This is a genomic window from Pseudomonas sp. NPDC086581, assembly GCF_044746165.1.
Classification (GTDB): Bacteria; Pseudomonadota; Gammaproteobacteria; order Pseudomonadales; family Pseudomonadaceae; genus Pseudomonas.
Map to the genome: position 1 here is coordinate 268,712 of NZ_JBIVBR010000005.1, position 14,474 is coordinate 283,185.

Consider the following 14,474-nt stretch of genomic DNA (forward strand, 5'->3'; position numbering starts at 1 on the left):
AATCGACGTCAGGCGAGATAGGCTCAAGACCGCGTAAGTCAGCCGTTCCCGCCTGGGTCGGCATCCACAGGTATCGTGATCTTTCGTAGAGGTGATTTGTGATGAAGCAATCCGCATCGGCTCCGAAGAAACCCGCAGCGGCCAAACCCGCCGCGAAGCCGGCTGCGAAAGCGGCCAGCAAACCTGCCGCAAAACCCGCTGCTGCCAAGCCGGCCGCCAAGCCTGCTGCCAGCAAACCCGCCGCCAAGACTGCCGCGGCCAAGCCCGCCACCAAGGCCTCTGCTGCCAAGCCAGCCGCTGCCAAGACCGCGCCGCGCCGCGCCCCTGCGCTGGCCACGCCGTCGGACCTGAGCAAGAACGCCACCCGCGATCTGTCGGCAGCGCTGAACCGCCTGCTGGCGGATGTCTTCGCGTTGTACCTGAAGACCAAGAACTTCCACTGGCACGTGAGCGGTCCGCACTTCCGCGACTACCACCTGCTGCTGGACGACCACGCCACCGAAATCTTCGCGATGACCGACGCGATTGCCGAGCGCAACCGCAAGATCGGCGGCAATACCATCCGCTCCATCGGCCACATCGCCCGACTCAAGCGCATCCTCGACAACGATGCCGAGTTCGTCCAGCCGCTGGACATGCTGGCCGAGCTGCAGGAGGACAACAAATCGCTGACTTCCTACATGCGCGAGGTCCATGACCTGTGCGACGAGTATCACGACATCGCCACGGCCAGCCTGATCGAGAACTGGATCGACGAAACCGAGCAGCGTACCTGGTTCCTCTTCGAGACCAGCCGCCGCGGGGACAGCACCGGGCACTGACCCTTGTGCCGGCAATTAAAAAGGCCCCGTGAGGGGCCTTTTTCGTTACTGCGCTGCCGGTGGCTGGCTCTGCCAGAAGGTCGAGAATTCTTCGAACGGATAGCGCGTGCCGTCGTAGCTGACGGTCTTGCGCACGGTCTTCGGTGCATCGACGGCGTCGCCTTCGTGCTCGCGCTGCACTTTCGAAGTCACGATCAGGTCGGTATAGCCGTGGTGACTGTCCTTGCCCATGGCCAGGGTGAGCTGCGAACGCTCGATGACCAGCTTGCCACCGCCGCCGCAGACCACGCCTTCCAGCGTCGTCCACTGCCGCAGGTAAGTGCGGAACACTTCCTTGAGCTGGTCACCCTGCGGCGCGTAGAGGCTGAAGTCGTCATAGGACCAGGCGTCCGGGCAACTCGCGCCGCGCGCCACGCTGCCAATGACCAGGCCGAAGCCGCGCACCTCCGGTGCCAGGCGATAGCGCGCGGTGTCCAGCCACAGGCTGGAGCTGTCGATTTCCACCATGGCGTCTTCGCCGATGCTGTCGTCGTTGCGCGTCACCAGCTTGCCGCTTTGTGTGTCGAGCTGGCCGACCAACAGGTTCAGGTTGCGCTCGCCAGGCTCGGCCTTGTCGCCTGCCGTGCTGTAGGCGACGGCTATCACCTGCAGCTTCGGATCGTCCGGCCAGGCCTTGCAGGCCGCGGCTACCACGGGCGTTGCCGCTCCGGACTCCGGTGCCTGCCAGCCCTGCTGGCCGAGGAGCCCGGCCAGTGTCTGCAAGGTAGCTGCGTCGCAGGGCTGCGCGGTGCGTTCCGCCGCGCCGGCGCTGCCGGCAAGGGCCAGCAGCGCGGCGCAGGTCCATTTCCCTATGGGGTACATCGGGTGCTCCTTGGGTTCTTCGAGGAGGATCAGCGGCCTTCGCTGTCCTTCCACTTGGTCATCAGGGTGTTCGATTCCAGGCTCTCGTCGAGGAGCTTCTTCGCCGTCTCCACGCCGGCCACTGGCAGCCCGGCGGGGTCGAGCAGGCCGATCTGCACCAGCACGCTGGCCTGGTCCCAGTAGATGTGTTCGTGGCACAGCTTGTCGCCACGGAAGCGGATCACGCCGAGCATGGGGATCTCCACGTACTTGCCGGTTGGTGCTACGCCGGGGAGCATCCAGTCGATCTCGCTGGTGTGCGTGAAGCACATGACGAATTCGTCGACCACCTGCAGCGCGCCCACGGTGCGGGAGATCGGCACCAGCTTCATGTCCGGCGGATTGCCGTGCACGAAGTGGTTGTGGTAGAAGCGCGCCAGGTCGTCCTGGCCGACGCCGCCGGTCATGGTCGGGATGTGGTTGACGTAGGGCTGGGCGACCATGGTCGCCATGGTGGCAGGCACGTCGCGGGCGGCGAACTCGTGGTGGATGTGATCTTCCCACAGCTGCGACAGGTCGAAGTCCGGGCCGATCTCGCGCTTGAGCGCGCCGATGCTGCGCTCGTGGGCCATCAGTGCGGCGGGCTTGTCGAAGTGCATGCCATTAGGGCGGGCGAAGGCGTGGTCGACACCGGGGTAGCTGTAGATTTCCGTCTTTGGCAATTTGCCGAGGACTTCGCCGATGGCGGCGCGGGCGTTGGCGTCGCAGTACACGTCCTGCTCGGCGAAGTGCAGCACGAGGCGGCCCTTGATGTTCTGCGCCTCGTCGAGCATCTGTTCGATACCCATTCCGTAGTAGCCCACTGAGCAGGCGGCATCGGTGCGCGCGGCGGTGAGGTAGGCGAGCTTGCCGCCCAGGCAGAAACCGACGTAGCCGATGCCGCGATCCTCGACCTCCGGCAGGGCGCGCAGGGCGTCCATGGCGGCGGCGATGTCGTCCACGCCCTTGTCCACGTCGAAGCGCTGGAACAGGCCGATGGCCTGGCCGAATTCGGCCTCGCTGTAGCCCAGCTCCAGGTTCGGCTGCAGGCGCCAGAACAGGTCGGGCACCAGGGCGACGTAGCCTTCCTCGGCATAGCTGTCGGCGATGCTGCGCATGTTGGCGTTGACGCCGAAGATCTCCTGGCCGATCACCACGCCGGGGCCGTGTCCGCTGGCCGGTACCGCGAGATAACCGCTGAAGCTGCCGCTGCCGTCACGCGCGGCGATGCTGATGCTCTTGCCCATGGTCCACTCCTGTCAGGCTCGTTGTTGTTCTGTCGGACGGGATTATTCCGGTATTCACCAGCATCGGAAAGGCCGGTGCTCCCGCATCAGAAGTGTCTCAAAAATACGACACTTGCCGTATGTGCCGACTGGGGCTCTCCCCCTAAGCTGATCCCACCCCAAGGACGCAGTTCGAAGGATCATGGAGAGACCCAGGGCACGTTCGAGTCGTCGTGCCCGCTTCCGACAGCCGCTGTGGCTGTCGCCCGTTCGATCTCCTGAGCGCCGCTGCTACGGCAGCCTTCTCCTCGTCCCCCAGCCTTCCGTCGTACCGGGCATCTGTCTGCTCGGCGCCTTGCGGTGGGCGATCCCAACCCCGAGGAGAGGTTCGACGATGTCCCTGCCAGGATGTGCATCCATGATCGGTAGCGCACTGCGCACGATCGCCCGCTGTTCCCTTTTGCTGTGCGCTGCTTTGTGGGCCGGCGCTGGCAATGCCGCTGGGCCGGATGCGGTGGTCGAGAACGCCGTGCGCCAGGCCGATCGCCTGCAGCGCGACTCGATCGAGCGCCTGCAGCAGCAACAGCAGCAGGACCGCACTTCCGCCGAGCCGCCCACGCACCTTCAGGTGTCGCCCGATAAGCCACGCGAGCTGCCCGCAGGGCCCTGCCGGGAGGTTCGGGATATCCAGGTCCGCGGTGCAACGCTGATCCGCTCCGCGAGTATCGATCTGCTGGTAAAACCCTACGAGGGCAAGTGTCTGGGCGTGCGTGAGATCGAGCACGTACTGTCAGCCGTCACCGCCGCGTATATCGCCAAAGGCTACGTGGCGGCACGGGCCTACCTGCCCGCGCAGGACCTTTCCACTGGTACGCTGACGGTGAATGTGGAGGAGGGCCGGGTCGAGGCAATCCGGGTTGAGGACGGCGGCGCCGGCTCGATCTCGATTCCCAACGTCGCTCCGGGCGTGATCGGCGAGCCGCTGAACCTGCGCGATCTGGAACAGGCGCTGGACCAGATCAACCGTTTGTCCTCCAACGACGCGGTGATGGACATCGCCCCAGGCAGTTCGCCGGGCGATAGCGTGGTGCTGTTCAGCAATCATCCGGTGCGACCGGCACGGCTCAACCTGACCTACGACAACTACGGGCAGGACTCCACCGGGCAGAACCAGGCAGGCGCCAACCTGGCACTGGACAACCCGTTGGGCTTCAACGATTTCCTCAGCCTCACCCATCGCCGTGCCGTGCCCTATGACGCTGGCAGCCGCGCTTCGTACCTGAGCAACCTGAGCTACGTGGTGCCGTTCGGCTATACCACGGTCAGTTTCAACGCCTCCGACACCCATTACGCCAGCCACATCCGCACGGCAGGCGGCACCCGGCTGCGCACCAGCGGTGACTCCAGCTTCTACTCGCTGCGCACGGACTACCTGGCCTGGCGTGGACAGCAGTCCTTGTGGAATCTCTCCGCGACGCTGACCCGCAAGGACTTCAAGAACTACCTGGAGGACATCTACCTGGACGTCAGCAGCCGCAAGCTGACCGTGCTGGATCTGGATTCGTCCTTCACCACCCAGTTGCTCGGCGGCTCGTTCACGGTGAATGGCGGCATTTCTCGCGGCCTGAAGCTGTTCGACGCGCTGGACGACCCATCCGGGCTGCCGGACTACGCGCCCCGTGCGCAGTTCACCGCGTTCAAATACGGGGCCAACTGGTACCGGCCGTTCCTGATGCTGGGGCAGTCGTGGAGTTTCACCTCGCAATTCGCCGGGCAGAAGGCGCAGGACGTGCTCTACGGCTCCGAGCAGATGCTCGTCGGTAGCCTCTACAGCGTGCGTGGTTTCGATGACCAGAGCTTGTCGGGCGACAACGGCTGGTTCCTGCGCAACCAGCTCAACCTGCACCGTACCTTCGCCGTGCGCCAGGGGTTGGCCGGGCAGATCCGCCCCTACGTGGCGCTCGATCACGGCAAGGTGTGGAACCGCGAACCCGGCCTGCCACAAGGCGAGTTGACCGGCGCTGCCCTTGGCGTCAGCACCACCCTGGGGGTGTTCAACCTCGATGTCTTCCACGCCTGGCCCCTCGAGAAGCCGGACTTCCTCGATCGTCCCAGCGATTCCACCTACTTCAGCGCCAGCCTGACCTTCTGAGGGAACAGCCATCATGAACCATGTCTTTCGAGTGATCTGGAGCTTGAGCCGCAATGCCTTCGTCGTCGCCTCGGAGCACGCCTGTTCCCACGGCAAGCGCGGCGCTGCCGGCGCGGGAAGCGCAGGAACGGGAAGCAGGATCGGAGTGTTTGTCCTGGGCAGCCTGTCTGCCGCGCTTTATGCGCAGTCGGCATTGGCCGGTGGCGCGCAGAGCGCCGACGGCAACACCCAGGTCTATCGTGCAGGCAACGGCGTGCAGGTCATCGACATCGCCGCCGGCAATGCTGCCGGCGTCTCGCACAACCGCTACATCCAGTACAACGTCGACCCCAGCGGCCAGGTACTCAACAACAACTCCGCAAAGACCGGCGCTGGCGCTCTGCAATCGCAACTGGCAGGTCAGGTGATGCCAAACCTCAACCTGAACGATCAGGCGCGGGTCATCCTCAACGAGGTGGTGGCGAACAACCGTTCCAGTCTGCAAGGCTATACCGAAGTGCTCGGCGGCGAGGCCGACGTGATAGTCGCCAACCCCTATGGCATCACCTGCGCCGGCTGCGGTTTCATCAACAGCGACCGCGCCACCCTTACTACCGGCCAGCCCGTGCTCGGCGCGGACGGCTCGGTGAGCGGCTTCCAGGTCAACCGTGGCGACATCCTCATCACTGGCAAGGGCCTCGATGGTCAGCGCCAGGACGTGCTCGACCTGGTGGCGCGCAATGTTCTTATCGATGGTCAGGTGAACGGCAAGGACGTCAGCGTCGTCGCGGGTAGCAACCGCTTCAACTACGCCGATCGCTCGGTCACTGCCCAGGCGGCGGACGGCAACAAGCCGGCCTACGCCATCGATTCCACGGCGCTGGGTGGCATGTACGCCAACCGCATCCGGCTGCTCGCGACCGAAGACGGCGTCGGAGTCCGCATGCGCGGCGAGGCCGCAAGCGCCAGCGACTTCACCCTCAGTGCTTCAGGACGGATCGAGCTCAACGGGCGGGTCAGCGCGGAGCAGAACCTGGCGGTGAAATATGCCGGCAGCCAGGCGGATGGCAACGCCGTGCAACTCAATGGCGGCAACGCCGAGCTCAGCGCGAAGGGCGATATCGCACTCGATGCGGGCGGCGGTGGTGTCAGCCTGACCGCTGGCAAATTGACGGCCGATCGCGACCTCGGTGTCAGCGCCGGCAGCCTGCTGGACAGCTCCACCGGGCAGAGCCGCTTTGCCGGCCGCAATTTGCGCCTGAGCATCAGCGGCAATGCTGCGGTGGACGGCTCCGCCTGGGGCGCCGGTGATGCGTCGACCCTGCGTTTGGGCAGTCTTCAAATAGGCGCCAAGGGTGCGAACCTGTATGCCGGCGGTAGCCTCGATCTGCACGGCCGGGGCGACGTGAACCTGGGGGCGGCGTCCCTGAACGCCGGCAGCCGCGCTCAACTGGTCTCGGAGACCGGCAGCCTGAGTAGCGCAGGGCAAGTGAAGGCGCAGAAGGGCCTGAGCCTGGATGCGGCCGGGCAGGTGGAGAACGCCGGGCAGATGCTCAGCGGTGGCGATCTCGACCTGCAAGGTGCCGGCTTGAGCAACAGCGGCACCGTGCAGGCGGCAGGCGCGCTGCGGCTGGGCACCGCGGCGCGCGAGTTGAATCTGGACAACCGGGCAGGCGGCCAACTGTTGGGCGATACCCTGACGGTCCAGGCTGGCACGCTGAGCAACCTGGGTACGCTGCAAGCGAGCCAGGGCAGTGAGATCAGTGCGCGGAGCCTGAGCAACCAGGGCAAGGTGCTCGGCTCGACAGTGGCTGGCAAAGACACGCGGATTCGCGTAAACGGCGCGCTGGTCAACCAGGGCTCGGTACAGTCGGCCGGGGCGTTGCGTATCGACGCCGATGGGGTGCTCGGCAACAGCGGCAAACTGCTTGCGCTCGATGGCGCGCACGGTGGTAGCAATGGTGTGCTGGAAGTGAGCGCACAGCGAGTCGACAACAGTGGAGTGCTGGATGCCGGCGGCGACCTGAGCGCCACCGCGCGTGCGTCAGGGACCGACAGCTTCGTCAACAGCGGCAAGCTGCAAAGCGCTGGCAACCTGCGCCTGGATGTAGGCGGTGCGCTGAGCAATGCTGCCGGCGCCCAGATCATCGCCGATGGCGCACTGAGTGTGACCTCGGCATTGGGCGACTTCGGCTTGGGCAACCTTGGCCTGTTGCAAGGACGCGCCGGCCTGTCCGTTGGAGAGCTGAACCGCCGGGTCGCTTTGCTCAACGACGGCCAGATGCTGAGCGGCGGTCGTCTCGTGCTTGTGGGATCGACCTTGGATAACCGCGGCTCGATCCAGGCGGGGACGGGTACGCAAGTCACCGCGAACAGCCTGCTCAATACGGGAACCGGCAAGCTACTGGCGTCCACCGTGGCGGGCAGCCAGGACAACTTCAGCCTGGGCAGCTTCGATAACCAGGGCCAACTGCAATCGGCCGGCAGCCTGAACATCACCACCAGCGACGTGCTACAGAACAGCGGCACGCTGTGGGCGCAGCACGCCTCGGGCAGCCTGCTGCTCAAGGGCAAGGCGGTGGATAACCGCGGCAACGTCGAAGGCGCGGGTGCCACGACGCTGATCAGCACTGGGTTGCTGAGCAACAGCGGGCAGGTGCACAGCGCGGGTGACCTGGCATTGGACGGCACGGGCGGGATCGACAATACCGGCAAGCTGCTGGGGGAGCGCAATCTCAGCCTGGATACCTCCGAAACCGCCACTCTCAGCAACAGCGGGCGTATCCAGGCTGCCGGCAACCTGCGCATCGGCGACATCGGCGCACAGTTCGCTGTGCTGAACAATGGCCTGTCCGGGATATTGCTGGCGGGCCAGGCACTGAGCCTGTCTGGCAATGAGTTGAACAACCAGGGCAAGGTCAGCGCAGCGGGCACGATCACCGCGCAATTGAACTCGCTGACCAACGGCGCTGCGACCAACTACAACGCCGCGATTGTCGCCGGAGGCTCCACCGGCGACAGCCAGTTCACTCTTGGCGATGGGCTGGACAACTACGGCGCCATTCACGCCAACGCCAACCTCAATCTGAACGCCCGTCGTATCAACAACCACAAAACTGGTGGGCTGTCGTCCCTGGGTGAGCTTGCTCTGAGAGCCTCCAGCGGTGCGATCGACAACGACGGTGCGCTGTATGCCGGGCAATGGTTGTGGTTGAACGCCAGCGAAGGGGGGATCTACAACCGTGTCGGCGGCACAGTCGACAGCAGTGGCGGCGTTACCAGCAGCAGTTACGACTTCGTCAACAACAGCTCGCTGGTGGCACAGGGCGACATCTCCATCAGCGTTGTCCGTAGCTTCATAAACGAAACCACGCTGGCCGACGGACAATCCATCAGCAAGGCGCTGGGGGGCGTAGAGAACGTTCGTAACCGCGACTCCTGGAAGATTGCCAACGAGGGCGCTCTCGACAAGGGGATAAATGCCTGGGTCTACGAAGAAGATTTCACTCGGCGCGAGCATTTGGTGGGAATCAGCGAGGACGCGCTGCGGGCGTTGCCCAAGGCGGGGATCATTGCCACGGGTGCTGGATCGCAGCTGAGCATCAACTACGGTAGTTCCGGTCTCAACAAGATCGCCGTGCTTTCGGCAAGCAACGTCTCGATTGGCGGCACGGGCACGTTCACCAACGAGGACATGACCCTCTATTCATTCGACTACACCCGGCGCTGGATTCGGGTTGACGATGAGAAGTCTTCGGCGGATGACCACTTCGTTACCTGGGCCAGGACCGATCCCAGTCGTGATAGCTGGGACGGTGACCCGGATGACGATGACAATGACCTGTGGGATTGGAACCCCGGTTGGGGCTGGACTCGCAGCGAGGAGATGTCCGGCGGCAGCTTCCCTTCGGAGCTGGAAAGCTGGGCCCAGCAGGCCTCGATCGCCGGGGCTGTGCGCAAAGGGTCCGCCAGTACCGTGGGTAGTTTCGGTGCCGGGATCTTTGCGAGCAGTTTCCACTTCACCTCGGGCACCTTGAACAACGCCGGTTCTCCCTATGCCAGCGACACCAGCAAGGTTGCCCAGAGCGGCCTGATCTCCGGCTCCGTCAAGACCCGAGGGAGTACAGGGGAGGGCAGCGAAGAGGCCAAGGGAATCGGCTCGCTGGAAGCCATCGAAGCCGCTGCGAGGCTGGGGATCGTCGCTGGCGGCCCCTTGTCCTTCGCCTCGCTTGACCTGCGGTTGCCGAGCAACCCCAACGGTTACTTCGTGATTAGCCGCGCATCGGACGCCGGCTACCTGATCGAGACCAACCCACTGTTCGCCGTGGGCTCTGCGTACCTGGGCTCGGATTACCTGGCGCGGCTTTACGGCTACGACACGGATGCCCTGCAGAGGCGCCTGGGCGATGCCGATTACGAGGCCTACCTGATCCGCCAGCAACTGATCCGGCAAGTCGGCAGCAACGTCATCCACGGCTACGCCAACGAAGCCGAACAGATGAAACAGATGATGGACCAGACCTACGCCCAGAGCGGAGCACTGGGGCTGGAATTCGGCAAGGCGCTGACGGCCGAGCAGGCATCCGCGCTGACCCAGGACATCGTCTGGATGGAGGAAGTCCAGGTGGGTGGCCAGAAGGTGCTGGCGCCGCGCGTCTACCTCGCGGCGAACACCATCGCCGCGGTTGCCACGGGGGCCGTGATTGCCGCCAATGACGTCAACATCGGCGGCTCCGGTCTGAACAACACCGGCGGCACCATTGCGGGCAGCAACCGCCTGACGGTGAATACCAGCGGCGATATCAACAACACCAGTGGCACTTTGCGCGGCGGCGACGTCAGCCTGACGTCCAGCCAGGGCAGCATTCGCAACCAGACCCTGGCCGAGCAGAGCGGCGACAGCCATACCGCTTCGACGAATATCGGCAACACGGCGAGTATCGAATCGACTGGCAACCTGGCGATGAACGCGGCCAAGGACATCGCCGTCACCGGCGGCAATGTAACGGCGCAAGGCAACGCCTCGCTGACTGCCGGAGAGAATGTCACCTTCGAGACCCTTGTCGACCACACGGCCAGCACCACTGGCTATGTCGCACCGGAGCACAGCGGCGGCAACGCCTGGGGATCGCAGACCACCACCCGCGATCAGCACATCGGCTCCACGTTGAACAGCGGCGGCAACCTGGCGATCACGAGTGGCGGGGATACCACCATTGCCGGCTCGAAGGTCGGTGCGGGAGGCGATCTGGCCGTGAGCACTGGCGGCGACTTCAGCGTCGAGGCCCGCCAGGACAGCCAATCCACCCAGACCACCAGCCATGAGTCAGGGCTGGGCGTAGGTGGCGGGATAGCGGGCCACGAGACCATTACCACCGACGACTTCAAGGGGACCAACGCCGGGTCCGGTATCACCGTCGGTGGCAACGCCAGCGTGGACTCCAAGGGCAGCATGACCCTGCAGGGGTCATCGATGAAGGTGGCGGGTGATGCCGACATCGATGCCACCCAGGGCATCAACGTGCTCGATGGGATGGATGAGGAGCGCCACAGCAAGACCACCGAGACGACCACCTTCCTCAAGGTTGGCGGTTCGGGCAGTGCCTCGTCCGGTTCGGGCACCGGCGCGCACGCCGGCGTCGAGGGACGCAAGGCTTCGGCGGGCGCCCAGGCGTCGGCGGATGCGCAAGCCTCCGGCAGTGGCGATCTGAAGTTCTCCGAACACACCACCACCACCAGCAACTCCGGCTCGCGCACCAGCGTAGGCTCGACCTTGCGGGCCGGCGGCGACTTGCGCGCCAGTACCGATGGGACGCTGAAGGTGCAAGGCTCGACAGTGGAATCGGGCAAGGACATGACACTGGCGGCCGGCAATACCGAAGTGCTGGCCGGCCGCAATGAAACCTGGAGCAACAGCAGCACCTCCCGCCAATCCACCGGGGTCTTCAGCGATGGCAGCGCACAGGCTGAAGCCCAGGCGAGCGCCGAGGGGCAGGCCGGTGTACCCGCTGGTGCCAGGACCGGTGCCCAGGCCGGAGCCTCGACCAGCGCCGAGGGCACCGCGACCATCGGTGTACGCTCCGAGCACGACAGCAGCTCGGACTACGCGCTGCGCAACAGCGGTTCGACGCTCAGGTCCGGCGGTGACCTGAGCCTCAACAGCCAGGGGAATGCCACCTTCGTCGGGGCGCATGTGGAGTCCGGTGGCGACATGAACATCGCCGCGAAGAACATCGACAACCGCGCCGCGCAGGACATCGACGAACACTCCAGCGACCATTCCTCGCAAACGGCGGGCGTCTACTTTGGCGGTGATGCCAGCGCCCAGGCGTCTGCTGGCGCGCACGGCAAGGTGGGTACCACCGGTGCCGGCGCCAAGGCCGAGGCCAGCGTCGGCGGCGAGGCCAACGGGAGTGCCGGGCTGCGTTACCAGAGCGAGGAAAGCAGCCAAACCAGCGGTTCGGTGACTCAGGTGACCTCCAGCTTCAAGGCCGGCGGCAATCTCACCCGCACCGCCACGGACACCATCACTGACCAGGGCACCCAACTGGAGGCCGGCGGCGATATCAATCAGTCCGCACGGGAAATCCGTGATCTGGCTGTGAGCGATAGCCAGTACAGCAGCAGCGATGGTAGCCACCATGAGGCTCGGGCCGGCGTTGGCGCGAGTGCCGGCGCGGAGGCCGCCGCCGGGGCCAATCACAAGGGTGAGACTCAGGCCGGCGCGGGTGCCAGCGCGGGTATCGGCCTGCGCGCCAGCTATGAGGGTGGTAGCGAAAGCGCCGAGCAGCGCGATACCCAGGCGGTGACGACGCGCTACAAGGCGGGCGGCAACATCAATTCCAGCTCCAGCGGCGCCACCCAACTGATCGGGACGCAGATGCAGGCCGGCCGCGATGTCAATCTGCAGGCGGGCAGCCTCGATTACCAGTCTGCCCGCAACACCAGCAGCAGCGAGAGCCATTCGCAGAGCACCAATGCCGAGCTCAAGGTGGATGTGGTGGGCAAGGCCGGCGGCGAGATGACCGCCGGCCACAGCCAGTCGCAGTCCGGCTCAAGCAGCAGCACGGCGCAGGTTGGTGGCATCGCCGTAGGCGGCAACATCAACATCCGCACCCAGGGCGACACCACCCTGGAGGGCACCCAATTGGCGGCCGGCAACGGTGCGAGCATCGATGCCGGCGGCAACGTCAACTTCAAGGCTGCCCACGACACCGCCGAGAGCCAGTCCAGCTCCACCAGCGTCGAGGTCGGCGGCAGCACGGAGCGGGCGGGCAGCTCCTCGGCCAGCGGTGGATTCACCCACGATGAGTCCAGCGACCAGAGTGATGTGGCACGCAGTGGCAGCATCAAGGCCGGCAATGGCGGTATCAGTATCCGCAGTGGCGGCGACAGCAAATTCGAGGGCACTCGACTGAGCACCGCCGGGGATACCGATATCGCTGCGGGCGGCAACGTTCGCCTGGGGGCCAGCACCGGCACCGAGAGCGGCGATGGCAAGCGCCTGGAACTGTCCGGTGGCATGGAAACCAACGCGGCCGGTGCCAAGAAGAAGGGGAGCTTGGGCGCCGGCGAATCGACCACCGATCGCGCAGCATCCAGCGGCACGGTGATCCAGTCGGGGGGCAGCACGCGAATCTCCGGCGGTACCGTGGTGGACCAGCAGGCGACCATCGAGTCCGGCCAGGGCACACAGATCAGCGGGACGCTGGTGAAGGCCGGCGCTGACGATCACGACAACGGCGACGAGCGCCAACTCAACTTGAAGATGAACCAGGACCCGAAAGACAGTCCGGCAGCGGACGCTTCGGCTCACCCCCAGGCTGCCACCAGCCTTCCGGTGCCCGGTGGCGCGACTGCCGGTACTGCAGCGATGCTCAAGCCGCCGGCCCAGAGCGTGCCCGGTCAGATTGATAGCGTCAGGGCGAACGCGGCGATGGTGCAGCCGTTGGACCTTACTGGGTTGCTTAAGGATGCCTCGCCGCAACTGTTGGAGGATTTCCTGAAAACCAAGCAGCAGACTGATGCGGAGAATGCTGCCTTCATCGCGCAGAAACAGCAGGAAATGGCTGGCGTACTCGGCGGCGATAGTTCGGCTGAGCTCGCGGTGGCTGAGCAACGTGTGACCGACTTGATTGACCAAGCGGCGAGAACTGCCAAAGGCAATCGGGATACCGCGCAGTTGAATACGCTTATCGAACAGGCACAGAAGAGACAGACCGGCACGCCGGATCTGACCCAGAGTCGCCCGCTGGAGCCGAGCGATGCGGGCGCGCGGGAGCAGGCGCAGCAGAAGCTGGAAGCTGCTTTGAAGGCGCAGGCCGGTGCCGCCGCTGATGCGAGAAGTGAGCAGATGAAGAAGCTTCAGGCGCAGAAGGAGGCGGTGCTCAAGGCAACACAACAGTCCACCGGCAAGCCCGCCGAGAGTGCCGCTTCGGCATCGCCAGCCGCTCTGGCCAGCGTGGCGCAGACTGGCCTGGGGGCGGCGGCAGGACTGTCAGCCCTCGGCGGCGCGGCGCGCATTGACGCCCAGCAGCAATTCCAGGACGCCATGAATCAGGCCGACGCTACCGTCATGCAGGCTGAAGGTGAGGTGAGCCCGCAGCAGGGCCAGATGCAAGCACAGGCGCGGCAACTGGTGGCCGAGTTTAAGGCTTCCGGCGATCAGCAGGTCGCTGCTCAGCTTCTGACACTGTTGGCGTCGATGGCCAACGGCGACGGCAGTGATAGCGCTTTGCAGGCGCGGGCCGCTGCTGCCAAGCCCGCACAGAGCGACCCTGCCATATCGCCGCCGGCGAGCAGCAATGCCGGCAGCGTTGGAGCCGCGGGCAATGGAACTCAGGCTTCGCTTCAGAGCGTTTCGGATCTGAGTCTCGAGGATATGCAGAAGCAGGTGCAGGATCAGCGGGATCGGCAGCTGGCCGCCCAGCTGAAGAGCCAGGTGGCCGCGATTCAGCAAGCAAACAGCGAGATTGCCGCCCGCAACCAGACACTGGGTGCGCTGAGCCAGGCGCAGCAGATACTTCAGCAATTGTCGGGGACAACGGGGACTGATGGACTGAAGCAGGCGCAGGAGCGGATAGGCCAATTGGCCGCGCAGCACCCGAACGATCAGGCGACACAGCAGGCGTTGCAACAGGTCCAGCAGATGCTCACCCAGAGCCAGGCCGTCAATCGGCCAGCGGCCGTGGTACTGCGGGAGGTCGGGGCCTCGGTCGGGAAGCTGGTCGATCAGGGCAAGGCCAATGTCGATCAGAAGAGCAGTCAGCAGCAAATGGATATGTCGAGACTGCAGGAACTTACCAACAAAAGAAACGCGTCCATGTCCGTAATGACCGAATCCATGAAGAAAGCGGAAGCCTCCCGCTCCGAGACAGTGCGACAAATGCGCTGAGTTGACACCCACGCGCGCCTGAT

5 protein-coding genes are annotated in these 14,474 nt (G+C 65.0%); 3 read left to right on the forward strand and 2 right to left on the reverse strand.

Going from position 1 to position 14,474, the window contains the following annotated elements; genetic code table 11:
- The first annotated feature begins 101 nt into the window (after positions 1–101).
- Entirely contained in the window at positions 102–821 is a 720-nt protein-coding gene (locus ACIPK7_RS12840) for a Dps family protein (RefSeq protein WP_401088089.1), read from the forward strand.
- A 45-nt stretch (positions 822–866) separates the two neighbouring features.
- Here ACIPK7_RS12840 and ACIPK7_RS12845 read toward each other — a convergent pair whose 3' ends face one another.
- Positions 867–1,682 (reverse strand): hypothetical protein, encoded by an 816-nt coding sequence (locus ACIPK7_RS12845; RefSeq protein ID WP_401088091.1) that lies wholly within the window; start codon positions 1,680–1,682, stop codon positions 867–869.
- A 29-nt stretch (positions 1,683–1,711) separates the two neighbouring features.
- Positions 1,712–2,947, reverse strand: a complete 1,236-nt coding sequence (locus ACIPK7_RS12850) for a dienelactone hydrolase family protein (protein ID WP_401088093.1) — start codon at positions 2,945–2,947, stop codon at positions 1,712–1,714.
- Between the two features lie 397 nt (positions 2,948–3,344).
- On the opposite strand from ACIPK7_RS12850, the gene ACIPK7_RS12855 reads away from it, so the two are divergent.
- Positions 3,345–5,078, forward strand: a complete 1,734-nt coding sequence (locus tag ACIPK7_RS12855; protein WP_401088095.1) for a ShlB/FhaC/HecB family hemolysin secretion/activation protein — start codon at positions 3,345–3,347, stop codon at positions 5,076–5,078.
- 13 nt (positions 5,079–5,091) lie between these two features.
- On the forward strand, positions 5,092–14,451 hold the full coding sequence (locus tag ACIPK7_RS12860; RefSeq protein WP_401088096.1) for a hemagglutinin repeat-containing protein: 9,360 nt from the start codon (positions 5,092–5,094) through the stop codon (positions 14,449–14,451).
- The last annotated feature ends 23 nt before the right edge of the window (positions 14,452–14,474 follow it).